18 protein-coding genes are annotated in these 23,920 nt (G+C 68.7%); 4 read left to right on the top strand and 14 right to left on the bottom strand.

All coding sequences use genetic code 11. The features are described 5' to 3' along the window. The first annotated feature begins 66 nt into the window (after positions 1–66). On the top strand, positions 67–1,653 hold the full coding sequence (gene ggt, locus EGT29_RS05655; protein ID WP_124688101.1) for a gamma-glutamyltransferase: 1,587 nt from the start codon (positions 67–69) through the stop codon (positions 1,651–1,653). Positions 1,654–1,683: 30 nt separating this feature from the next. Here ggt and yccS read toward each other — a convergent pair whose 3' ends face one another. Next, the gene (gene yccS / locus EGT29_RS05650; RefSeq protein WP_124688100.1) at positions 1,684–3,897 is read right to left on the bottom strand and encodes a YccS family putative transporter; all 2,214 of its coding nucleotides are present in this window, start codon (positions 3,895–3,897) and stop codon (positions 1,684–1,686) included. Positions 3,898–4,083: 186 nt separating this feature from the next. Between yccS and EGT29_RS05645 the strand changes: the two genes are divergently transcribed. Then, complete coding sequence (locus EGT29_RS05645) at positions 4,084–5,055, top strand: thymidylate synthase (RefSeq protein ID WP_124688099.1); 972 nt, start codon at positions 4,084–4,086, stop codon at positions 5,053–5,055. A gap of 303 nt (positions 5,056–5,358) precedes the next feature. Here EGT29_RS05645 and EGT29_RS05640 read toward each other — a convergent pair whose 3' ends face one another. Beyond that, on the bottom strand, positions 5,359–6,027 hold the full coding sequence (locus tag EGT29_RS05640) for a dienelactone hydrolase family protein (RefSeq protein ID WP_124688098.1): 669 nt from the start codon (positions 6,025–6,027) through the stop codon (positions 5,359–5,361). Positions 6,028–6,218: 191 nt separating this feature from the next. On the opposite strand from EGT29_RS05640, the gene EGT29_RS05635 reads away from it, so the two are divergent. Then, complete coding sequence (locus EGT29_RS05635) at positions 6,219–6,710, top strand: dihydrofolate reductase (protein ID WP_124688097.1); 492 nt, start codon at positions 6,219–6,221, stop codon at positions 6,708–6,710. Positions 6,711–6,720: 10 nt separating this feature from the next. Here EGT29_RS05635 and EGT29_RS05630 read toward each other — a convergent pair whose 3' ends face one another. The 8 genes from EGT29_RS05630 to EGT29_RS05595 all read right to left on the bottom strand — a co-directional run bounded on the left by EGT29_RS05630 (position 6,721) and on the right by EGT29_RS05595 (position 16,832). Next, entirely contained in the window at positions 6,721–7,068 is a 348-nt protein-coding gene (locus EGT29_RS05630) for a hypothetical protein (RefSeq protein WP_124688096.1), read from the bottom strand. An 11-nt stretch (positions 7,069–7,079) separates the two neighbouring features. Beyond that, on the bottom strand, positions 7,080–9,569 hold the full coding sequence (locus EGT29_RS05625; protein WP_124688095.1) for a penicillin acylase family protein: 2,490 nt from the start codon (positions 9,567–9,569) through the stop codon (positions 7,080–7,082). A 281-nt stretch (positions 9,570–9,850) separates the two neighbouring features. Next, the gene (locus EGT29_RS05620) at positions 9,851–10,174 is read right to left on the bottom strand and encodes a P-II family nitrogen regulator (RefSeq protein WP_124688094.1); all 324 of its coding nucleotides are present in this window, start codon (positions 10,172–10,174) and stop codon (positions 9,851–9,853) included. Positions 10,175–10,195: 21 nt separating this feature from the next. Beyond that, on the bottom strand, positions 10,196–13,297 hold the full coding sequence (locus EGT29_RS05615; RefSeq protein WP_124688093.1) for an efflux RND transporter permease subunit: 3,102 nt from the start codon (positions 13,295–13,297) through the stop codon (positions 10,196–10,198). A 5-nt stretch (positions 13,298–13,302) separates the two neighbouring features. Further along, positions 13,303–14,496, bottom strand: a complete 1,194-nt coding sequence (locus EGT29_RS05610) for an efflux RND transporter periplasmic adaptor subunit (protein WP_124688092.1) — start codon at positions 14,494–14,496, stop codon at positions 13,303–13,305. Next, complete coding sequence (locus tag EGT29_RS05605; protein ID WP_124688091.1) at positions 14,493–15,734, bottom strand: TolC family protein; 1,242 nt, start codon at positions 15,732–15,734, stop codon at positions 14,493–14,495. Before EGT29_RS05605 ends, EGT29_RS05610 begins: the two co-directional genes overlap by 4 nt. A gap of 93 nt (positions 15,735–15,827) precedes the next feature. Next, complete coding sequence (locus EGT29_RS05600) at positions 15,828–16,313, bottom strand: hypothetical protein (RefSeq protein ID WP_124688090.1); 486 nt, start codon at positions 16,311–16,313, stop codon at positions 15,828–15,830. Between the two features lie 75 nt (positions 16,314–16,388). Continuing rightward, positions 16,389–16,832 carry a MarR family winged helix-turn-helix transcriptional regulator gene (locus tag EGT29_RS05595; RefSeq protein WP_124688089.1) on the bottom strand — a complete coding sequence of 148 codons (444 nt, stop codon included), beginning with the start codon at positions 16,830–16,832 and terminating at the stop codon, positions 16,389–16,391. 148 nt (positions 16,833–16,980) lie between these two features. On the opposite strand from EGT29_RS05595, the gene EGT29_RS05590 reads away from it, so the two are divergent. Further along, the gene (locus EGT29_RS05590) at positions 16,981–18,468 is read left to right on the top strand and encodes a DHA2 family efflux MFS transporter permease subunit (RefSeq protein WP_238160424.1); all 1,488 of its coding nucleotides are present in this window, start codon (positions 16,981–16,983) and stop codon (positions 18,466–18,468) included. Between the two features lie 12 nt (positions 18,469–18,480). On the opposite strand, the gene gcvP is transcribed toward EGT29_RS05590, so the two are convergent. The 4 genes from gcvP to EGT29_RS05570 all read right to left on the bottom strand — a co-directional run bounded on the left by gcvP (position 18,481) and on the right by EGT29_RS05570 (position 23,902). Next, on the bottom strand, positions 18,481–21,345 hold the full coding sequence (gene gcvP / locus EGT29_RS05585; protein WP_124688088.1) for an aminomethyl-transferring glycine dehydrogenase: 2,865 nt from the start codon (positions 21,343–21,345) through the stop codon (positions 18,481–18,483). Between the two features lie 104 nt (positions 21,346–21,449). After that, positions 21,450–21,830: a glycine cleavage system protein GcvH gene (gene gcvH / locus EGT29_RS05580; RefSeq protein WP_124688087.1), complete on the bottom strand. Its 381-nt coding sequence runs from the start codon at positions 21,828–21,830 to the stop codon at positions 21,450–21,452. 69 nt (positions 21,831–21,899) lie between these two features. Then, positions 21,900–23,006: a glycine cleavage system aminomethyltransferase GcvT gene (gene gcvT, locus EGT29_RS05575; RefSeq protein WP_124688086.1), complete on the bottom strand. Its 1,107-nt coding sequence runs from the start codon at positions 23,004–23,006 to the stop codon at positions 21,900–21,902. 44 nt (positions 23,007–23,050) lie between these two features. Further along, positions 23,051–23,902 carry a cyclopropane-fatty-acyl-phospholipid synthase family protein gene (locus tag EGT29_RS05570; protein ID WP_124688085.1) on the bottom strand — a complete coding sequence of 284 codons (852 nt, stop codon included), beginning with the start codon at positions 23,900–23,902 and terminating at the stop codon, positions 23,051–23,053. Positions 23,903–23,920 lie beyond the last annotated feature (18 nt).

Raw genomic sequence — 23,920 nt, 5'->3', positions numbered from 1 at the left:
TAGTGGAGTGCCGCGCCCCGGCCCTTGGTATGCTGTGTCCCAGGACGACTACCCGCAAGCGACGCCATGCTGCCCTTCGACTGGAACTTCCCCTATCCCTCGCAGAAGATGCCGCTGCTGGCGGCCAACGCCGTCAGCACCAGCCAGCCGCTGGCCTCGCAGGCCGGCCTGCGCATGCTGTACGAAGGCGGCAACGCCGTCGATGCCGCGCTGGCGGCCGCCATGGTGCTGACCGTGGTCGAGCCGGTCATGAACGGCATAGGCGGCGACCTGTTCGCCATCATCTGGCACGAGGGGCGCCTGCACGGCATCAACGCCAGCGGCCGCTCGCCCGCCGCCTGGACCCTGGACCACTTCCGCGGCCGCGCTACCATGCCCGTCACCGGCTGGGACGCCGTCACGGTGCCCGGCCAGGTCGCCGGCTGGCGCGCGCTGTCCGAACGCTTCGGCAAGCTGCCTTTCGAACAACTGGTCCAGCCCGCGCTGCACTACGCCAGGGAAGGCTTCCAGGTCACGCCGCAGATCGCCCGCCTGTGGGCCCGCCAGGCCCCCAACCTGGCCAGGGAACCCGGCTTCGCCGAGGCCTTCTTCCGCGACGGCCGCACGCCCCAGGCCGGCGACCGCTGGCGCTTCCCCGAACAGGCCGACACCCTGGCCGACATCGCCCGGACCGGCGGCGACAGCTTCTACCGCGGCGCGCTGGCGCAGAAAATCGTCGACTTCGCGCAACGCACCGGCGGCGCGATGACCCTGGCCGACCTGGCCGCCCACGAAGTGCAGTGGGTCGAACCCCTGCGCCAGGACTTCCGCGGCTACACCCTGCACGAAATTCCCCCCAGCGGCCAAGGCATCGCCGCCCTGGCCGCGCTGGGCATGCTGGACCGCCTGGACCTCGAAGGCATGGGCCTGGACAGCCCCGCCATGTACCACGCCATGATCGAGGCCATGAAACTGGCCTTCTCCGACCTGCATGAACACATCGCCGACCCCGCCGCCATGCGCATGGGCCTGGCCGATCTGCTGGACCCGGCCTACCTCGCCCAGCGCGCCGCCCTGATCGACCCCGCCCGCGCCAGCACCCCCACCGCCGGCACCCCCAAGCTGGGCGGCACCGTCTACCTGGCCGCCGCCGACGCGGACGGCACCATGGTCTCGTTCATCCAGTCCAACTTCCAGGGCTTCGGCTCGGGCGTCGTGGTCCCCGGCACCGGCATCTCTCTGCACAACCGCGGCATCGGCTTCAACCTGCGCCCCGGCCACGTCAACTGCGTCGCCCCCGGCAAGAAACCGATGCACACCATCATCCCCGGCTTCGTCACCCGCAACGGCCAGCCCGTCATGGCCTTCGGCGTCATGGGCGGCTCGATGCAGGCCCAGGGCCACATGCAGATGCTGGTACGCCTGGGCGCCTTCGGCCAGAACCCGCAGGCCATGAGCGACGCCCCGCGTTTCCGCGTGGAGCCCGGCGAAGTCCGCCTGGAAGCCCACACCCCCGCCGCGGTGGTCGACGGCCTGCGCAAGCTGGGCCACACCGTCGAAGTCTCGGAACGCCATAGCCTGGACTTCGGCACCGCCCAACTGATCTACCGCAGCGACGAAGGCTACATCGCCGCCTCCGACTCCCGCCGCGACGGCCAGGCCGTCGGCTATTAGCGCACCCGCGCCAACGAGTCGGCGCCCGGCCTACACCGGTGCGGGCGGGTCCGCCGACTCCTCCACCTCCCGGGACTCCAACCTCGCCACCCGACTCCCCACCTTCCGCAACGGCCCCAGCAGCCCCCCGATCAACCCCAACTGCGTCAACACCAGCCGATGCCCGTCATCGGCATCATCCTCGGGCAACTGCTCCAGCGCCCGCGCCAAGGCCCCCTCCTCCTCGCTGCTGGCCGCCAGCCCCCCCTTTCCGGCCATCCCCGCCGCGATCCCGTCCAGCGCATCGATCACCCCCATCGTCATCCGCGCGATCTGCGCATCGCTGGCATGGTCCGACAGACTTTCCCGATGCGCTCCCAGCCCCGACAGGTAGTTCAGCAAGGTATGCGACAACGTCAGGAACCGCAGCCCCGCGTCCGCGTCGCGCCGGAAATGGCCCGGCTCGGCCAGCATGTTCGACATCGCCATCGACAGGGCCGCATCCGCGTTATGCGCGTTGCGCCGGGCCAGCCGATAGGCCAGGTCGTCGCGCTTGCCCGTCTCGTACTGGATCATGATCTCGCGCAGGTAACGGCTGTTCGCGGCCAGTGCATTGGCCGCCACCTGCGTCAGCCGGCGCCCCTGCCAGTCCGGCAACACCACCAGCACGGCCAGCCCCGCGATCCCCGCGCCGATCAGCGTATCCACCAGGCGCGGCACGAACAGGTCGTAGCCGTTGCCGATCTGGTTGAAACACAGCAAGACCAGCACCGTGATCGCCGCCGTGCCGATCATGTAGCGCGTGGAACGCGTCGCGAAGAACGCCACCCCCGCCACGACCGCGAACAGCGCCTGCACCAGCAGGCTGGAGAACAGCGTGAACAGCACCCACCCCACCAGCAGTCCCAGCACCGTCCCCAGCACCCGCTGCACCAGCCGGGTACGCGTGGCGCCATAGCTGGGCGCGCAGACGAACAGCGTCGTCAGCACGATCCAGTAGCCCTGCTGCGGATGGACCAGATGCAGCATCCCGTAGCCCGCCGCCATCGCCAGCGTCAGCCGCACGGCATAACGGAACACCGGCGCCCCCGGCGTCAATTGCAGCCGCACCCGGTCGAAGGCCTCGCCCACCGACTGCGGCGAACGATCCAGCAGGCTGTTGTCCTGCTGCTGCTCGTCCAGCTTGTCGGGATTGCTCGCGCTGCCCAGCCGCCGGTCCAGTTCCGCCAGGTTGGCCGACAGCGCTCCCACCGACCGCAGCAGCCGCGCCCACTCCGGACGGCCCTGCCGGCGCAGATAGTCCAGCGAGGCATCCAGGTCGGCCCGGGCCTGCCGCGCCTCGTCGCCCGCATCGAAGGGCTGGCGCATCCGGATCGCCCGCGCCAGCCGGCGGCAGGCCTGCCCTTGCAGGCCCAGCAGCCGCTGGCAGCGGAACATGATGTCGCTGTGGAAGAAGGCGTCGGCCAGTTCGTCATAGGGATAGTGCGAGGAACTGGCGCGCTCGTGCACGTCCTGCGCGATGAAATACAGCCGCAGATAGCGGGCCGTCTTGCGGCCCGGCCGGCTCTGCCCCAGGCGGCTGAAAATGCTTTCCTTGGCCGCGTTCAGTGCCATCACCACCTTGCCGTTGAGCTGCGCCAATTCCAGCCGGCGCGCCTCCAGGTCGATGCCGCGCACGGGCTCGAACAGCGAGGCCTTCAGCAGCAGGTAGTCCCCCAGCACGGCGTACAGCCGCGCCAGCCGCTGCTGCACCGGCTGGTGCACGAACAGCGCCGCCCACAGCACCGACAGCAGGCCGTACCAGGCCGCTCCGGCCATCAGCAGCGCCGGCTCGTGCCAGAAGCCGCCGCCGCGGCCCTGCTCCACCCCTATGGTGGTGTAGATGGCCAGAGTCAGAGTCGCGTACCCGATGGCGCGGTAGCGCTCGCCGATAGCCCCCAGCATGGTCAGGCAGAACGTGGACAGCACCATTCCCGCCAGGAACAGCCACGGATAGGGAAACAGCGCCTTGACGGCGACGGCCGCCACGGCGAAGCAGGCCAGCGTGACGACCTGGGCCAGCAGCCGGCCGCGCCAGTTGTCGTCGGTCTCGGCCAGTGCGCAGGCGATGACGCCCAGGAAAGCCGGAATGACCAGGTCCATCCTGTCGTACCACCCGCACAGCGCCATGACGCTGGCCAGGGCGATGAACACGCGCAGGCTGTAGACGAAGGTGTCGTGCGCCCAGAGGCGGCGCAGGGTATCGGGAATGGAAGCGGGACGCATCGATGCGGCAGGGGAACAGGCAGACGTAACTATCGCATGCAGGACTCGTGCCAGGGTCTCCGGCGCACGGTGGCCGGCCCGGATACGCGGACTTCGCGCCACCTGGCCGCGCCCGGGGACATGCGATAATCAGGGCCGGCGGGTGCTTTTCCGCGCCCGGCCATCGCATCTGTGCAGCCCAGGCCCATGAAACAATACCTCGACCTCGTCCAATCCGTCCTCGACAACGGCTCGTGGCAAGTGAACAGAACGGGCATCCGCACCCTCAGCCTGCCCGGCGCCGCACTGCGGTTCGACCTGCGGCAGGGGTTCCCGGCCGTCACCACCAAAAGGCTGGCGTTCAAATCCGCCATCGGCGAACTGGTGGGCTTCCTGCGCGCCTCGCGCAACGCCGCGGAATTCCGCGAACTGGGCTGCAAGGTCTGGGACCAGAACGCGAACGAGAACGCGCAATGGCTGGCCAACCCCTATCGCGAAGGCGACGATGACCTGGGCCCGGTCTACGGCGTCCAATGGCGCAAGTGGCCGGCCTACAAGGTGCTGGACGCATCGCGCGCCGCCCAGCTGCAGGACGCGCTGGGCCGCGGCTACGCCCGCGTGGCCGAGTTCGACGAAGACGGCGCGCGCAAGGTGCTGCTCTACAAGGCCGTCGACCAGTTGCGCCAGTGCCTGGACACCATCCACGACAACCCCGGCGACCGCCGCATCCTTTTCCATGGCTGGAACTGGGCGCAGATCGAGGAAATGGCGCTGCCGCCCTGCCACCTGCTCTACCAGTTCCTGCCCAACGCGACCACGCGCGAGATCTCGCTGTGCCTGTACATCCGGTCGAACGACATCGGCCTGGGCACGCCCTTCAACCTGACCGAGGGCGCCGCGTTGCTGCATCTGGTCGGTCGGCTGACCGGCTACCAGCCGCGCTGGTTCAGCTATTTCATGGGCGATGCCCACATCTACGAGAACCATCTCCCCATGCTGCGGGAGCAACTGACCCGCACGCCCTTCCCCGCGCCGCAACTGGCCCTGTCCGACCGCATCCCCGACTACGCCGTCACCGGCAAGTACGAGCCGGAATGGCTGGAACGCGTGGAGCCGGGCGACTTCTCGCTGGTCGGATACGAACACCACGCGCCGCTCACGGCGCCCATGGCCGTCTAGGGCCGACTCACTCGGGCGCCAGCCCGGCAGCCTTCACGCCCTCGCGCCACCGGGCCAGGTCCGCCTGGATCTGCTCGGCATAGCGCCGGGGCGTCGTGCCTTCCGGTGCCAGGGCCTGGTGTCGGTGCTGCCCTTCAACTTCCCGAAACTGATGCGCCCATTGGGCATCACATGGAACCGCAACCGGACCATGTCCCCCAGCACGACACTGCTGATCGAATGCCTGGAGGAAGCCGCCGCATCCGGCACGCCGGCCTAGGGTCTGTTTCCCCCTGGGGCCCGCGGCCGGACGGGCATGCCGCGTCAGCCCACGTGCTGGCGCAGGAACTCCAGCGAGCGCGACAGCGCCAGGTCGGCGCTGGGCTTGTCGTACGAACCCCGCATCTCGCAGTTGAAACCATGGCCGGCCGCATACGTGTGGACGATCACGTCGGGCTGGGCGGCGCGGATCTTCTCGACGTCGGTCATCGGAATGGCGTGGTCCTTTTCGCCGAAATGCGCCATGGTCGGGATGCGGGGCTTCTTGTCGGCCATGCCGGCGATGCCGCCGCCATAGTAGGGGATGGCGGCCGACAGGCCGTCCAGGCGCCCGGCCGCGGCCCAGGCCACGGTGCCGCCCCAGCAATAGCCGACGATGCCGACCTTGCCCGCCTCGCTGGCGATGGCCAGTGCGGCGGCGACGTCCTTCAGGGCGTTGTCGATGGAGACCTTCTGCATCAGTTCGCGGCCCTTGGCGATGTCGTCGGGCTCATAGCCCAGTTCCACGCCCGGCTGGACACGGTCGAAGAACGCGGGGGCGATGGCCAGGTAGCCTTCCTGGGCATAGCGGTCGCACACGCCGCGGACATGGACGTTGACGCCGAAGATTTCCTGGCACACGATCAGGCCGCCGCGCGGCTTGCCGGCGGGGTCGGCGCGATAGGCGGAAATGGTGGCACCGTCGGAGGCGGTCAATTCGATCTGCGTTCCCATGATTCCCTTGTCGATTGGTGATGGATGGTTGTCGTAATGCGGTCCAGCCGCGGCGCGAACCGGACCCACAGCCTTGCGTTGTATCAGAAATCCCGCGGCGTGGCAGCCATCCGTCTCAACCGGCGAGTCAATGGGCGCCCTGGGCGTTCATGCTAGATTGCGGGCTGGATACCCCGGATTCTTCCCCCGCCATGCCCGCCCAGCTCATCCTTGTCGTCGCCTATGCCAGCAACCGCGTCATCGGACGCGACAATGCCCTGCCCTGGCGCCTGCGCGGCGACCTGGCGCACTTCAAGCGCACCACGCTCGGCCATCCCATCGTGATGGGACGCAAGACCTGGGAATCGCTGGGCCGGCCGCTGCCGGGCCGCCAGAACATCGTCATCACCCGCGACCCGGCCTATGCGGCCGAGGGCGCGACGGTAGTGCACACGCTGGAAGATGCCCTGGCCGCGGCGGGCGACGCCGCCCGGGTGTTCGTCATCGGCGGCGCGCAGATCTATGCCGCGGCGCTGGACCGCGCGGACATGCTGATCGCGACCGAGGTGCACGCGGACGTGCCGGGCGATGCCTGGTTCCCGCCGCTGCCCGCCGGCCAGTGGCGCGAGTCCTCGCGCGAGCCCCAGCCGTCCGAGGACGGCCTGGGCTACGACTTCGTGACCTACGACCGGGTACGGGCGTAGGCCACCGGCCCTAGGACAGCGTCCGCCCGGCCAGCCCATGCAGCCAGGCCAGGAACGGCAGGGTCAGCAGGACGCGCTCCCCCCGTGTTTCCTGGCCCGCCGCCAGGGCGAGCGGACAGAACTCCGGCGCCAGCATCACCGAGTGCAGGGGCGAGCCCGGCTGCTGGCGCTTGCACAGGGTAGCCTCGGACTCCAGCCATCCCATGCCCAGCGTCGCGCTGCGCTTGACCAGCAGCGTGGCCTGGCGGTCCGGCACGTCCAGCACCAGCAGCGTGACACGGCTTCCCGCGGCCAGGCCGGCGGCGAGCGCCGCCGCCAGCACCGCCAGCACCGATGCGATCACGATCGGTTTGCGCATCGCCGCCTCCCTCAGCGCGCCACGGGACGCAAGGTCCACGAATCGGCCTTCACGCCGTCGATCGCACCGCGGGTATAGGCCATGGGAAAGTAGTCGCCCTTGGCCCAGGCCTCCAGCAGGTTGTCGTAGTACGGGCTTGCCGGATCGGCGGACTGCCCCGGCACGTTGATCGCCAGCGACTTGTCCCAATCGGCGAGGTCGATGATCTGCCGATAGGAAGCGCCGCTGGACACGCGGTAGTCCGACGTCCGGTACGAGGCCCGGTGGACGGTATCGCCGGTGCCGCCGACCGCGAAACGCTGGGTGGCCAGGTCGCCGGCCGTGCCGGCATCCAGGAACGCGGCCAGTTCATGGTCGAACTTGATGTGGTGCAGCGATCCCCACTTCCATGCCGAGACGTCGCCGCCCAGCCGCGTCTTCAGGTCCCCCATGGCCGTCTTCAGCGTGTCCAGCAGCAGCGCGTTGCGCCCCGCCACCGGATCCGCGCCGAACACCGCGTCGGGCGCCGCGAGCCGCGCGAACACCACGGGCTTGGACAGCGTCCCGAACAGCGAACGTCCCGCCGGGGGCACGACAAGGCTGGTGACCTGCGCGCTCACCTTGGGCAGCCAGGCCTCGAAGATGGTGGCGGCCACCGAATCGACGCTGGCCACGTAGTCCCAGGCGCGCAGGCGCTGCAAGGCCTCGGCCACGTCGGCGTCGCCGGAATTCAGGCCGGCCAGCATGGGCACCAGCGTGCGCGCCGGTATCGACAACTCGTCGATCTGGAGCTTGGCGGAATCCTGCACGGTGTGCCGCGTGGCGGTCTTGAGCACCTCGACGATGCGGTTGTAGCGATAGGGTTCGGCCCAGCCCATGGTGTTGGTCAGGTCGCGGTAGGCGTAGTCGTCGGGCACGTTGAACTGGTTGGCCGTGGCGAAGTAGCCCTCGCGGGGATTCAGGATGCGCGGCAGCAATGAGCCGGACAGATAGCCCGCCCATTCGTAGCGCCCGTCGCCCGGCACCGGCAGCAGTCCCGTCCAGTCCGGATTGGGCCGGATGGGCACCAGCGAGCCGCCGAACCAGCCGATGTTGCCGTCCACGTCGGCATAGACCATGTTCTCGCCCGGCGTGAAATGGCGTGCCATGCCTTCGCTGAACTCGGTCCAGTTGTTCGCCTGGTTCAGCCGCAGGCTGGCCAGGTAGGCCGCGGTACCCGGGAACTCCAGGTAGGCGGCGCGTACCGCGTAGGCCTTGTTGGCAGCGGCATCCTCGTACACCACCGGACCATGGCGCGTGAACTTGAGCGTCACCGTCTGCTCGGCCTGGCCGCGCACCGGCACTTTCTCCTCCACCGTCGTCATGGTTTCCCACGCTCCCTTGTAGCGGTACTGGGCGGGATTGGCGGGATTGGTCTCGTAGACGTACAGGTCTTCCTCGTCGCCGTAGGCGAAGATGGTCAGGCCGAACGCGATGCGTTCGTTGTGTCCCATCGACACGCCGGGCAGCGCGGGTTCGCCGGCGCCGATCACGTTCCAGCCCGGCGCGTGCAGGTGAACCATGTAGCGCAGCGAGGGCATGCTGATCGCGCGGTGCGGATCCCCCGCCAGGATGGGTTTGCCGGAGGCGGTGCGGTCGCCGGACACGGTCCAGTTGTTGCTCTCGTGCTGGAGAGCCAGCAGTTCCTCGGGCTCGCGCTTGGCCGTGCCGCCGCTGGCCGACAGGGACGAGGCCAGGCGCTCGCGGTCGACCGGTGAAAGCGGGCTGCGGGGGAAATCGCCGGCCTCGAAGGCCATGCCGCCGCGCGCGAGCTGGTATTCGGCCAGGATAGCCGTGGTCAGGGTCCCGACATCCAGCCCCGCCGGCACTTGCAGGGTTCTGGGCGGTTGCTGGTCGGTCAGTTCCTGCGTGGTCGACAGCCCGACGGCCGCGATGCGGCGCGCCATGGAAATCTCGGTGCTGACGTTGCGCGTGATGCCGTAGATGCGGATCAGCGACGATGTGGGCGACCAGCGGCCGGGCTCGGTGCCGGTCAGGCGAAACTCGATGGGGAGCTTGGCGGGATCGGCCTTGACCTCGTCGACGTAGGCGTTGATGCCGTCGGAGAAAGCGGTCAGGATTTCCTTGCCCTGCGGGTGGTAGCTGGCGAACTCCGCCTCGGCATCGCCACGGAACAGGAATTTGCGCGCCGCGCGGTCGGCCGGCACGAAGCGGGCCCCGAACTGTTCGGCCATCTTGCCTTCGCCCCGCCGCCGCCACTGATCCAGTTGCCAGAGGCGATCACGCGCGGCGTTGTAGCCTTGGGCAAAGAACAGGTCGCGCTGGTTCTGGGCAAAAATATGGGACACGCCATGGCGGTCCCGTACGATTTCCACTTGCTCCTTGACGCCCGGCACCTGGGTGCCCGGACCCGGCGGGGGATTCGAGCCTCCGCCGCTGTCGCCATCGCCTCCGCCACAGGCGGCCAGCAACAAGGCGGCCGCCGCCAACGACGACCATCGGATTCGTCCGTACCTGTCCATGTCTGTCTCCGGTTTTCTTTGCGACACATCAGTCATCGCAGGCCACCGCACCGATGCGGCGGGCTGCACTACGCCACGCGCCTTTCTTCCCCTCTTTCTTCGTGCAGATGAACCGCCGTCGCCTTCCGGACCGGACGGCAGGCGGACCGTGCAATATCCATGCCATCGGGCACGGGCCGCGCACATATGGAAACCGGCCCTGGTGGGGGCCGGTATTGCCATATTTCAGAAAAACAACGAAAAAACTGTCTGGATAACCGCACTGGCCGGCGGGCCCGGGATCAGCCCCCGGGCTGCCAGAGATAGTCGCAGCGGGCCACCTCGCTCATCCATACCAGGCCATCGCCGACGTGGCCGGTCGTGGCCGCCTGCTTCAGGGCCTCGTACAAGGTATCGGCGTGTTCGTCCGCCGCCACCATCTCGATGCGCACCTTGGGCGAGAAATCCAGCAGTTCTTCCTTGAGGTTCTGCGGCTGGTGCCGCCCGGGCGCGCTGCACCCTTCCACATGGGTAACGGTCATGCCCGGAAAGCCCGGCGTGCGCATCAGCGCCTCGCGTACGTCGTCCAGGCGCACCGGCCGGATGATCGCCTTGATTTCCTTCATTCGATTTCTCCTTGCGTTCGTCTATGCCTCGGGCGACTCTTCGTCGAACCACCGGTAAAGCATCGGCAGCACCAACAGCGTCAATGCCGTGCACGTGATCAATCCCCCGATCACCACCACCGCCAGGGGTTTCTGCACTTCGGACCCGGGCCCCGTCGCGAACAGGAAAGGCACCAGGCCCAGCATCGCCACCGTGGCCGTCATCATGACCGGCCGGAACCGCATGGTCGCCCCTTCCACCACCGCCTTGGCCAGCGGCATGCCCTCCATGCGCAGCTTGCGTATGTAGGACACCATCACCACCCCGTTCAGCACGGCGATGCCCCATAGCGCGATGAAACCCACCGACGCCGGCACCGACAGGTATTCGCCCGTCACGAACAGGGCGATGATGCCGCCGATGGAGGCGAACGGCAGCACGGTGATGATCAGCGTCGCGTAGCGCACCGAGTTGAACAGCAGGAACAGGAGGAAGAAGATGGCAGCCACGGTCGCGGGCACGATGATGGACAGGTGGCCCAGCGCGCGCTCCATGTTCTGGAACTGTCCGCCCCATTCCAGGTAGTAGCCGGTCGGCAACTGCACCTTGCCCCGTACCGTCTGTTGCAACTCCGCCACGAAGCCGCCCAGGTCGCGGTCCTGCACGTTGATGGCGACCACCACGCGCCGCTTGCCCCCCTCGCGGCTGATCTGCGCCGGCCCGTCGCGCACCTCGATGGCGGCCAGGCTTTCCAGCGGCACGCGCACGCCGTGCGGCGTGGTCAGCAGGATCTGGCGGATGGACTGCACGCTGCCGCGGAAGTCCTCTGGCAGGCGCACGGCCGCCGAGAACCGGCGCTCGCCTTCATAGATCTCGGTAGCGGTCTTGCCGGCGATGGCCACTTCGATCACGTCGTGCACGTCCGACACGTTCAGCCCGTAGCGGGCGATGGCCTGGCGGTCGATGTTGATGGACAGGTACTGCTGCCCGCTGACCCGGTCCACCCGCACGTCGCGCGCGCCCTGTACCGTCTCGGCCACCCGCGCGATCTCCTGGGCCTTCTGCAGCAGCCGGTCCAGGTCCTCGCCGAATACCTTGACGGCCACGTCCGAGCGCACACCGGTAACCATTTCATCGACGCGGTCGGAAATCGGCTGCGCCATGATGATCTGAGCGCTGGGGATCACTTCCAGGCGCTTGCGGATCTCCGCGGCGATAGTGTCCTGGGTCCAGCCTTCCGGCCATTCGTCCTGCGGCTTGAGGCTGACGATGGGCGTGGATTCGTTCTGCGCCTGTGGATCGGCGGGACTCTCGCCGCGGCCCACCCCGGAGATCGCCGATTTCACGCCGGGCACGCCCATGATGATCTTCATGGCCTGGCGTTCCAGCGCGATCGACTCCTCTAGCGAGATATTGGGCACGCGGTTGATGCCCGGCACGATCGATCCTTCCTTCATCTCCGGAATGAAAGAGGTGCCCAGGAAAGGCAGCACGGCGACCGACGCGCAGAAGGCCAGCACCGCCATCACGACCGTCTTCTTCGTGTTGCGCAGCACCCAGTCCAGCATGCGCAGGTAGTGCCGCTTCATGAAGGCGATCATGCGCGTGTCGTGCTCGGCCCCGCCCTTGAGCAGGTAGGACGACAGCACGGGCGACAGCGTCAGCGACAGAACCAGCGAGATCGCCAGCGCGATGGCGATGGTGTAGGCCAGCGGCGCGAACATCTTGCCTTCCATGCCCTGCAGCGTCATCAGCGGCAGGAACACCAGGATGATGATGCCGATGCCGAACACCACCGGCGTCGCCACCTCGGCCACCGCCTTGAGGATGATGCGGATCTTGCTCTCGCCGCTGTCCTTGGCATGGCCCAGGTGGGCGAAGGCGTTCTCGACCACGACCACGGAACCGTCCACCATCAGGCCGATGGCGACCGCCAGCCCTCCCAGCGACATCAGGTTGGCCGAGATGCCCAGCCGGTTCATCGCGAAGAAGGTCAGCAGCGGCGTCAGCACCAGGGTCGCGACGACGATCAGCGAAGACCGCACGTCGCCCAGGAACAGGAACAGGATGACGACGACCAGCAGGACGCCCTCCAGCAGTACCTTGGCCACGGTCCACAGGGCCGCGTCGACCAGTTCGCTGCGGTCGTAGTAGGGCACGATCTGCAGCCCGTCGGGCAACATGCCCTGACTGTTGATCTCGGCCACCCGCTGCTTGATGCGCGCCACCACTTCCTTGGCGTTCCCGCCCCGCATCATCATGACGATGCCGCCCACGGACTCGGTCACGCCGTTCTTGACCACGGCGCCGTAGCGGACCTCGTGCCCCATGCCGACCTCGGCCACGTCCCGCACGTAGACCGGTGTGCCGTTGGATTCGGCCAGCACGATGTTGGCGATGTCCTGCAGGTTCTCGATCAGGCCCACGCCGCGTATCAGGTACTGTTCGGCGTAGTGCGGCAGGATGCCCCCGCCCGAGTTGGCGTTGTTGCGCGCCAGCCCCTCGTAGACCTGATGCAGCGTGATGCCGTAGTGGCTCATGCGGTCGGGGTTGACCCGCACCTGGTACTGCTTGACGTAGCCGCCCTGCGAGTTGATTTCCGCCACCTGCGGGATCGACCGCAGCAGCGGACGCACCACCCAGTCCTGGACGATGCGCCGCTCCGTCAGTTCCTTCTGCGTCAGTTCCCGGTCGCCGTCGTCGGGCCGGTCCAGGGTGTACTGATAGACCTCGCCCAGGCCCGTGGAGACGGGCCCGAGCACGGGCGTCACGCCGGTAGGCATGCGCGAACCGATCTCGATCAGCCGCTCCATCGCCAACTGGCGCGCGAAATAGACGTCGGTCGCGTCGGTGAAGACCAGGGTGATCAGCGACAGCCCCGGCTTGTTCAGCGAACGCATTTCCTCCAACCCGGGCAGGCCGGTCATCGCGATCTCGATGGGCACGGTCACGAAGCGTTCGACCTCCTCCGGCGAACGGCCGGTGGCGTCGGTCGCGATCTGCACCTGGACGTTGGTCACGTCCGGGAAGGCATCCACCGACAGCTTGCGCATGGCGTCCAGGCCGGCCACGAGGGCCACCACCGCCAGCACGACGATGATCAGCCGCTGCTGCAGGGCAGCGCGGACGATTTTCTCGAGCATGATGGTTACTCCGGATCGACGCCAGTGCGCTGGTTGTTGAGGTGGAAAGCCCCTTCGACGACGACGCGGTCACCGGCCTTCAGGCCCGAGGCCACCGAGCGCTTGCCGTTGTACGAGGCGCCCATCTGCACGTGCGTCGCGCGAAAGCGGCCCGGTTCGATCTCGACGTAGACCAGGTCCTCGTTCTCGAAACGCACCACGGCCGATGCGGGAATCACGAGCTGTTCGGTCGGCCGGCTGGCGATCAGCATGGTCGCCAGCATCGCCGGCTTGAGCCGGCCGTCGGCGTTGTCGATGGAGGTCCTGACCGGCACGGTGCGCGTGACCGGATCGACCACCTGGCCGACGAAGATCAGCTCGCCCGAGATCTTGCGGTTGCCCAGCGCCGGCACCTCGATGTCGACGGTCTGGCCCGCCGCCACCAGGTCGGCCTGCTGCTCGGGCACCTCGGCCACGGCCCACACGCGCGACAGGTCGGCCACCGTGAACAGCGCATCGGCGGGCTGGACCACCTGTCCCGGCGATACCTTGAACTCGACCACGGACCCGCGCAGCGTGGATACCACCGGCGAGAACGAACTGATCTCGCCCGATTGCCCCATGCGCGAGATCACCGACGGCGACATGCCCAGCACGCTCAACTGGTCGTACGCGGCGCGCAGCTCGGCCGCGGCCACCGCGTACTCGTTCTCGCGCCGCTGCAGTTCGGCCTTGCCGATCACGTCGGCGGCGAACAGCAGCCGCGCCCGTTCGCGGGCGTTCTGCTGCAGTTCAGACTGGGCCTTGGCCTTCAGGTAGGCCAGTTGCGCGCTGCCCAGCTCGGTGCTGTGCAGGCGCGCCAGCACGTCGCCCGGCTTGACCGCCGCGCCCAGCGTGGTGTTGATGTCGGTAACGCGCCCCGTCACGGGAGCGCCGATCCGGGCCATGCGCTGGCGATCGAAATCGATGCGGCCCGCCACGCGCAGCACGTCGCTGAACGGTTCCGTGGTGATCGGGGCAACCTTGATGCGGGCCTGCATGGCCTCGCTCGCCACCACGATGCTGGGGTCGAGCATTTCGGCCGGCTCGGCCTCGGCCGCGGGCTTGTCGCCGCAGGCGGCCAGGACGAGGCAGAACGCGGCCAGGAGGCTCCACCGTCCGGCGGCGGGCTGGACCCGGCGCGCGCCGTGGGAAGTCTTGCGGAAAGAACGCGGAATCATGAGGGTTCACCTGCGAAGGAATTGGCCAGCAGCCGCTCGATTTCCACGGCGGCCATCTGCAGATCGAATTGGGCGGCGATGAGGTCGTTGCGCGCGGTGCGCAGCACGCGCTGCGCATCGAGATAGTCGATGATCCCGCGCTCGCCGTAGCGATACGCGGCCTCGGCCACGTTCAGCGCGGCCTCGGCCTGGCGCACGATGCCCGACTCGAGCGCCTCGACCTGCGAGGCGGCGATCTGGAATTGCTGATAGGCGGAGTCCAGTTGCTGGGTCAGTTCGAACTCCCGCGCCTCGAGCTGGCTGCGCGCACGGATGACACCGGCGGCGGCCTCGTTGACCGGACCTTCCCGGCGATCCCAGAGCGGCACGCTGACCACCACGCCGAACTGCGTGTCGCGCACGTCGGGATCGCGGCTGGACGTGGCCTTGAGCGCCACCGACGGCAGGCGCAGCGAACGCTCGTAGTCCACCGACGCCCGGGCCCGCTGCAAGGCGGCCCGGTACTCGGTCAGCTCGGCATTGCCCGCCAGCATCGTCTCGCGCAGCTTGGCAAGCGGCTCCAGCGACCACGTCCGCCCCAGCCTTCCCTGCAGCGCGAAGCCGGCCGGCAGGATCTCGCCCACCTGCTGGCGCAGGAACGACTTGGCCTGGTTCACGCGCAGCAACGCGCTCTGGTTGTTCTTCTGGGCATTGAGCAGCTCGGCTCCGACCCGTATGGCCTCGTACTTGGGCGCATCGCCCACGTCGACCCGGATCTGGGCACGGTTGTACAACTGCTGGGTCAGGGCGAGGTCTTCCTGGGCCGCCGAGAATTCGGCCTCGCGCCGAAGCGTCTCGTAGAACCCGCGCTTGACCTTGGCCACGAGGTCCACGACGAACGACTCGTGGCTCGCGGTGGTGGCCCGCAGCGTTCCCGTGGCGACCTCGTAGCGCAGCCGCCGCTGATTGGGCAGGTCGATGCGCTGGGTGATGGACAGCGTCTGCCCCACCCCGGTGGCGGCGCCGGGCTGGCGTGCGGAGACGCGGCCGGTGGTGAACTCCACCTCGGGGTTGGGATAGGCCCGGGCGGTGGTCAGGCCGGCCCGTGCGACGTCGACGCCGGCCGAAGCGGCCTCGACGCCCTTGTTGCCCCGCAGGGCAAGGGACAATAGCTGGTCGAGCGTGTAGGGCTGCGCCGCAGCCGCATGGGTACACATGCCCGCCAGCCACACTGACAAAACGAGTGTGATGGGCTTCATGATGATCGTAGGAACGGACACGCGCGGCGGCCCGAGGCCGCCGGCAAGGCGTGTGCGGCGGCTAGCTGCCGCCGCAGACGGGGGTGACGCGGATCAGACCGTCGGTAACGGCGGCCGGTAGGCCCGGAACACCGGGGCCGGCGCGGGAGGATGCTGCGAAGCGATGAACAGCGAATCGCCCAGGGCGGGCGCGGCGATCGCGACGCACAGGGGAAGGTCGAACTCGTGGGGATCGAGCGGAGCGCCCCCGTAGGAATTGTCGTTGGCCGGCGGCCGGCAAACCAGGTCGTCCACCGCGACGTCGCCCCAGTCGGGCTCGGAAATCTGCTCGACGATGTCGAATTCCTCGTCCACCTCGAACTCCCAGCGCGGCATGTCGATCTGGACGGCGGTGCCGGCCAGGGGCGCCTCGCCCAGTTCATGGCCGGCCGTCACGGGCAGGTGGGCCGCGACACGGGCGTGCTGGTAGCCGGCCACCACGTGCGCCTTGAGCTGGCACGCGGCGGACTCCGCCCACACCCATTGCAGGGGCAGGAACAGCAATACGAGAAACACGTACCAATGTCGCATGTGCAGCATTTTAAGCGCTGCGACGGTTTTTGCAATTCACTCTCATTTCGCCCTGACTACGCGGCGGCGCGGTCCCCAGGAAGATCAGCCCCCTTCCGGGGCGGCCATGTTGTTGCGAACGCGTTGCAACAAACCTATCAACTGGCTTTGCTCGGCCTCGGTCAGGCCGCGCAGCGCGAAATCGGCCAGCTCGTCGCCCACGTTCAGCGCCTCTGCCAGCATGGACTCGGCCCTGGCCGTGGCCTCGACGCGGAGCGCCCGCCTGTCGCCGGGCACCGGCATGCGCGTGACCCAGCCGCCCTCCTGCATCCGGTCCAGCATGCGGGCAACGGTCATGGGCGTGACATCCAGCGTCTCGGCCAGTTGCGCCTGCGTCATCGGCCCCAGGAAGGACAGGTACAGCGCCAGGCGGCACTGCGCGCGGCTGAGTTCGAGGCGCCCGCGCGCCCGGCGGTCGAATTCGGTGCTCATCAGCCGGCCGATGTCGGACACCAGGAAACCGAAGCGCTTGTCGTAGGGAGTCGCCATGGGGAGGACCGGAAGAGGAACGCGCGATATTGTCGCCCATCGCCGCGCGTTCGGGAATATGTAAGCGAGCATATGATATACCTGCATATCATTCCAGACCCGCCGGGCACCTGCCGTGCAAACCTCCGCCGCGCCGCTCAACCGGCGCATGATCACGCTGTCCATCATGCTGGCCACGCTGATGCAGACGCTGGACAGCACCATCGCCAACGTCGCGCTGCCTCACATGCAGGGTACGCTGTCCGCCTCCCAGGACGAGATCAGCTGGGTCCTGACCTCCTACATCGTGGCCGCCGCCATCGCCACGCCGCTGACCGGCTGGCTGGCCGCCCGCCTGGGCGTCAAGCGCCTGCTGGCGATCGCGGTCAGCGGCTTCACCGTGGCCTCGCTGCTGTGCGGCCTGTCCGAGACCCTGGCCCAGATCGTCGGCGCCCGGCTGCTGCAAGGCCTGTTCGGCGCGGCGCTGGTGCCCCTGTCCCAGTCCATCCTGCTGGACATCAATCCGCGCGACAAGCAGCCGCAGGCCATGGCGATCTGGGGCGTGGGCGTGATGGTGGGGCCGATACTGGGCCCCACCCTGGGCGGCTGGCTGACGGACAGCTACAACTGGCGGTGGGTGTTCCTGATCAACCTGCCCATCGGCGCCTTCGCGCTGTTCGGCGTGCTGACCTACCTGCCCCGCTCCAAGCCCTCGGCGCGGCAGGCGCTGGACTTCTTCGGATTCATCACCCTGTCGCTGGCCATCGGCGCCCTCCAGGCCATGCTGGACCGCGGCCAGCAGCTGGACTGGTTCGGCTCGCTGGAGATACGCATCGAGGCCGCCGTCGCGCTGGTCAGCTTCGTCTTCTTCGCGCTGCACACGGCCACGGCGGGCAAGGGATCCTTCTTCCGCTATGAATTGCTGAAGGACAGCAACTTCGTCACCGGCACCTGTTTCATCTTCGTGATCGGCGCGGTGATGTACGCGACGCGCGCCCTGCTGCCCCCCATGCTGGAGGCGCTGATGGGCTATCCGGTGGCCACCACCGGCCTGGTCACCGCCCCCAGCGGCGTGGGCACCATGGTGGCCATGCTGATCGCGGGGCGGCTGGTCGGGCGCATGGACGTGCGCATGATGCTGCTGGCCGGTTTCCTGGTGTCGGCGGTCGCGCTCTACCAGATGATGGGCTATACGCTGGTCCTGTCCCAAAGCGACATCGTCTGGCCGGGCGTCATCCAGGGCGTGGGCCTGGGATTCGTGTTCGTTCCGCTGAGCGCGGTCACCTTCGCCACGCTGGCCCCCGAGCTGCGAGCCGATGGCACGGCCATCTTCAGCCTGATGCGCAACATCGGCAGCAGCATAGGCATCTCGGTGATCCAGGCGCAGGTCACGCGCAACACACAGGTCGTGCACGCTTCGCTGGTCGAGCACATGAATCCGGCCAACGCCGCGCTGATGCAGAACTACGACCTGGGTTCGCCCTCGACGCTGGAGTCGCTGAACCGGATGGTGACGCAGCAGGCCTCGATGATCGCCTACGTCGACGCGTTCAAGCTGATGTTCGTCGCCACCCTGTGCGTGGTGCCGCTGCTGGCCATCGTGCGGTCGCGCCGGCGGGCGGCGGGCGAGGACACGCCGCACGTGGCCATGGATTGACGCGGGCCAGGCCTAGACGTAGTCGCTCATGGGCGGGCACGCGCAGGCCAGGTTGCGGTCGCCGTACAGGTTGTCCACCCGCCCCACCGGCGGCCAGTACTTGTGCTCGCGCAGCGACGCCAGCGGATAGGCCGCGCGCTCGCGCGCATAGGAATGCGGCCAGTCCGGCGCCAGCAGCGTCTCGGCGGTGTGCGGCGCGTTCTTGAGCAGGTTGTCGCCGCGGTCCTGCTTCCCCGCCTCGATCTCGGCGATCTCGGCGCGAATGGCGATCATCGCCTCGATGAAGCGGTCCAGTTCGGCGCGGCTCTCGGATTCGGTCGGCTCCACCATCAGCGTGCCCGCCACCGGAAAGCTCATCGTGGGCGCATGGAAACCGTAGTCGATCAGGCGCTTGGCCACGTCCTCGGCATCGATGCCGCAGCGCTGCTTGATGGGCCGCAGGTCGAGTATGCATTCGTGCGCCACGTGGCTGCCACGGCCGGTGTACAGCACCGGATAGTGATCGGCCAGCCGGCGGGCCACGTAATTGGCGTTCAGGATGGCGACCTGGGTTGCCTTGCGCAGCCCCTCGGCGCCCATCAGCGCCACGTAGGCCGCGGGAATGGGCAGGATGCCCGCCGAGCCCAGCGGCGCGGCGGCCACGGGGCCGCACGGCGTGCCATCCGGCAGCCGGCCGTCCTCGCCCACCACGCCGGGCAGATAGGGCGCCAGGTGCGCCCGCACCGCCACCGGCCCCACGCCCGGCCCGCCGCCGCCATGCGGAATGCAGAAGGTCTTGTGCAGGTTCAGGTGAGACACATCGGCACCGATGCGGCCGGGCTTGACCAGGCCGACCAGCGCGTTCATGTTGGCGCCATCCAGATAGACCTGTCCGCCGTGGTCGTGGACGATGCGGCAGATATCTCCGATGGCGTCCTCGAACACGCCATGGGTCGACGGATAGGTCACCATCAAGGCCGCCAGGCCCCGCCCCGCCTCGGCCGCCTTGCGGCGCAGGTCCTCGACGTCGACGTTGCCCTGCCGGTCGCAGGCGACCACCACGACCCGCATGCCGGCCAGTTGGGCGGAGGCGGGATTGGTGCCGTGGGCCGAGGCCGGGATCAGGCAGATATCACGCGCCGATTCGCCGCGCGCCGCATGGTAGGCGCGCACCGCCATCAGGCCGGCGTACTCGCCCTGCGCCCCGGAGTTGGGCTGGAAGCTGATGGCGTCGTAGCCCGTGATCTCGCACAGCGCGCGCGACAGCCCCGCGACCAGTTCGCGATAGCCCTCGGCCTGCCACGCCGGCGCGTACGGGTGCAGCGCGGCGAAGCGGGGCCAGGTGACCGGCATCATCTCGGCGGTGGCGTTCAGTTTCATCGTGCATGAACCGAGCGGGATCATGGTGCGATCCAGCGCGAGGTCCATGTCCGACAGCCGCCGCAGCCAGCGCAGCATCTCGGTTTCCGAGCGGATGGAGCGGAACACGGCATGCGACAGCACGGGAGTATCGCGCGCCAGGTCCGGCGGGATCGCCCCGGGACCGGCCGCGCCGGCCGGGTCCTCGTTCCCCTTCCTGCCGCAGCCTTGGGCGAACACTGCCAGCAGGGCCCCCAGGTCGGCGTCGGTCACGGTCTCGTCCAGCGATACCCCCAGGTGCGCGGCGTCGAGCTTGCGCAGGTTGATGCCGGCCGCCTCGGCCGCGCGCACGATGGCGGCGGTGTGGCCGCCCGTGCGCAGGTGCAGCGTGTCGAAGAAGGATTCGTGCCGCGCCTCGATCCCGAGGCGGGCCAGCGCGTCGCGCAGCGCCACCGTCTGGCGGTGCACGCGGGCCGCCATCCGCGCGAGTCCGTCGGGGCCGTGCCAGACCGCGTACATCGCGGCCATGACGGCCAGCAGCACCTGCGAGGTGCAGATGTTGGAAGTGGCCTTTTCGCGGCGGATGTGCTGCTCGCGCGTTTGCAGCGCCAGCCGCAGCGCCGGCCGGCCCGACGCATCGCGCGACACGCCCACCAGCCGTCCGGGCAGGTTGCGCTTGAGCTCGTCGCGGCATGCCATGAAGGCCGCGTGCGGGCCGCCGTATCCGGGCGGAATGCCGAAGCGCTGCGACGAGCCGACGGCGATGTCGGCGCCCCATGCGCCCGGCGGCTGGAGCAGCGCCAGCGCCAGCAGGTCGGTCGCGCACGCGACCACGCCGCCCGCCGCCTTCACTTCGGCCGCCACCCGCGCGTAGCGCCGCACTTCGCCGGTGCTGCACGGGTATTGCAACAGGATGCCGAAGCATGCGGGCACGCCCGCCGCCTCGTCGCCGACCACGACCTCGATGTCCAGCGCCGAGGCCCGGGTGCGCAGCACCTCGATGGTCTGCGGATGGCAGCCCGAGGACACGAAGAATACCCGGCTGTCGCTGGCGGAGCCGCGCCGCGCCAGGGTCATGGCCTCGGCCGCCGCGGTGCCCTCGTCCAGCAGCGACGCATTGGCGATGTCCAGGCGGGTCAGCTCGCACACCATGGTCTGGAACACCAGCAGCGCCTGCAGCCGGCCCTGGGAGATCTCGGGCTGATAGGGCGTATAGGCGGTGTACCAGGCCGGATTCTCCAGGATGTTGCGCTGGATGACCGGCGGCGTGTGCGTGCCGTAGTAGCCCTGGCCGATATAGCTGCGGAAAAGCGTGTTGCGCCCGGCCAGGGCCTCGAGTTCCGCCAGTACGCCGGCCTCGGTCTTCGGGCCCGGCAGGTCCAGGGGAGCGGTTTCCAGGATGGCGGCCGGCACCACGCGGCGCACGAGATCATCCAGGCTGTCGGCCCCGACCACGGCCAGCATCGCCGCCTGGTCGGAATCGGAAGGCCCGATATGGCGGGCCGTGAATACCGCATCGTCTTCAAGCGCCTTGAGCATGGGAACCTGTCCTGTCGTGGGCCTGCGATGGAATGGCGAAAGCGCGCGCACCCGCTTCGCCGGGCGGGTGTCGACAGCGGCCCTGGCGGGCCGCGGCGGTAGCGTTACCCGGCGTCGACCGAGGCCTGGTAGCCCGCCGCGTCGAGCAGGCCGGCGGTATCGGCCATGTTGTCGGGCCGGAGCTTGAAGATCCAGGCGGTATAGGGTTCCTGGTTCAGTTGCTCGGGGCTGGCCGAGAGGTCTTCGTTGAAGGCCACGATTTCACCCGCCACGGGGGCATAGATGTCGGAGGCCGCCTTGACCGACTCCACCACGCCCGCGGTCTGGCCGGCCTGGAGCCTGGCGCCCACCTTGAAGTCGCCGACGTAGACCAGGTCGCCCAGCTGGTCCTGCGCATGATCGGTAATGCCCACCACCAGCAGATCGCCGTCGGCGCGGATCCATTCGTGGGTCTTGGCGTACTTGAGTTCGGAAGGAAGATTCATGGAGCGGATCCTGGTAATGGGTCGGTGGAGTCTGAGGGAATTGTAGTGAACCTTGGCGGCGGACGCGGATCAGGGCTCGCCGCTGTCGAGCACCTTGCCGCGCCGCACGAAAGCCAGCCGGCAGACCACCGCCGGCACGCGGCGGCCGCGAATCTCCACTTCGGCGGCGTCGCCGGGCGACACGCTGTCCGGCAGGCGGGCGAAGCCGATCGACGTACCCACGGTGGGCGACATGGTGCCGCTGGTGACCATGCCGGCGCCTTCGGCCGTGTGAACCGCCATCTGGGCGCGCATCACGCCCCGGTCCAGCAGCTTGAGCCCCAGCAATTGCCACTTCAGGCCGTAGGCCAGCGCCGCGCGCCCGACGAAGTCGCGCTGCGGATCGTGGTCGGATACCGTCCAGGCCAGGCCGGCCTCGGCCGGCTGGGTCAGTTCGTCCATGTCCTGCCCGTACAGGTTCAGGCCGGCCTCGACCCGGAGGGTGTCGCGCGCCCCCAGGCCGCAGGGCGCGACGCCCGCCGCCAGCAGGTCTCGCCACAGGGCAGGCGCCTCGGCGCCGGGCAGCACCACTTCCACGCCGTCCTCGCCGGTGTAGCCCGTGCGCGCGACCAGCACGCCCTCGGTGCCTTCGGCCGTGAACGGCGCCAGGCCGCGCGCCAGGCGGCCCAGCGCCGGCCTCGCCTGCGCCAGCCGGTCCCGGGCCTGTGGCCCCTGGACCGCGATCATCGCCAGTTCGCGGCGCGGCTCGATCGTCACGTCGTACCCGCCGGCCTGGGCGACGCGCGCCATCCATACCAGGTCCTTGTCGGCCGAGGCGGCGTTGACCACCAGCCGGTAGTGCTCCGGCGTCAGCAGGTAGACGATCAGGTCGTCGACCACCCCCGCCTGCGGATTGAGCATGCAGGAATACAGCGCCCGGCCCGGTTCGGCCAGGCGATCGACGTCGTTGGCCAGCAGATGCCGCAGGTAGGGCCGCGCCTGGCTGCCCACCACGTCCACGTTGAGCATGTGCGAGACGTCGAACATGCCCGCGCCGCGCCGGACGGCGTGGTGCTCGTCGATTTGCGATCCGTACGAGACGGGCATGGACCAGCCGCCGAAGTCGATCATCTTGCCGGACAGGGCCAGATGCTCGGCGAAGAGCGGGGTCTGTTTCAGGGGAAGAGGCGCGGTCATACGGATTCCAGGAAGCAGATGAACGGACAGCGGGGGAACGGACCTCAGCCGCGCACGGCGGTCCACGAAGCCGGCGAACCCCCTGCGCGCGTGCCTTGCATGGTGTTGCCGTTCACCTTGCCGCGATAGCGCACCCCATTCACCGAGAACGAGATGTCGTCGCCGCGCAGGGTGGCGTCGTCGATGGGCCTGGCATCCAGGGTGCCGCTCAGCCGCTGGAACTGCTGGGCCAGCTTCAGTTCGCGGCCGTCGAGCTTCCAGGCGCCTTCGACCTTGGCCGGCACGATCCACAGCAGCGCCGAGCACCAGGTCTGGCATTGCTCGGTAACCGTGGCCTGCTCGTCGGGCCGCCAGTCGCCCATGGGGAAGGTGTTGGACACGACGCGGGTGCCGGGCTTGAGGTTCAGCAGGTGCGGCCGGAGCTTCTCGTTGATGGTGGGCAGCAGGAACAGCGTGATGACGGTGGCGCCGGAAAGATCGGTTTCGAACAGGTCCGCCTTGGCGAACGTGGCGCGGCCGGACACGCCCGCCGCCTGGGCATTGCGGCGCGCCAGCTCCACCATCTCGGGGTTGTATTCGATGCCGTGGGCCTTGATGCCGCGCCGGGCCGCGGTGATCACCAGCCGTCCGTCGCCCGAGCCCAGGTCGATCAGAGTATCGCCCGGCGCGGCCTTGGCCATGTCTATCATCTTGTCGACCAGGGTCTGGGGCGTCGGCACCCACACCACGTCCTTGCCTTCCTGGCCGACGTCGGGCACATACGACGAATCCGGCTTTTCCGCCGCCTGGACGGCGGCCAGGGCCGGCAGCGCGCAGACGGCCAGGACGGCCATCCCTCGCGCGCACCGGCGCAACGCTTTCGACTGCGACGAACTACCCAACAACGCGAGCATCATGGGGTTTCCCCTTTTCTG

Origin of the sequence: Pigmentiphaga sp. H8 (genome assembly GCF_003854895.1) — a bacterium.
GTDB lineage: Bacteria > Pseudomonadota > Gammaproteobacteria > Burkholderiales > Burkholderiaceae_B > Pigmentiphaga.
This window is presented reverse-complemented; position numbering and strand designations above follow the sequence as displayed.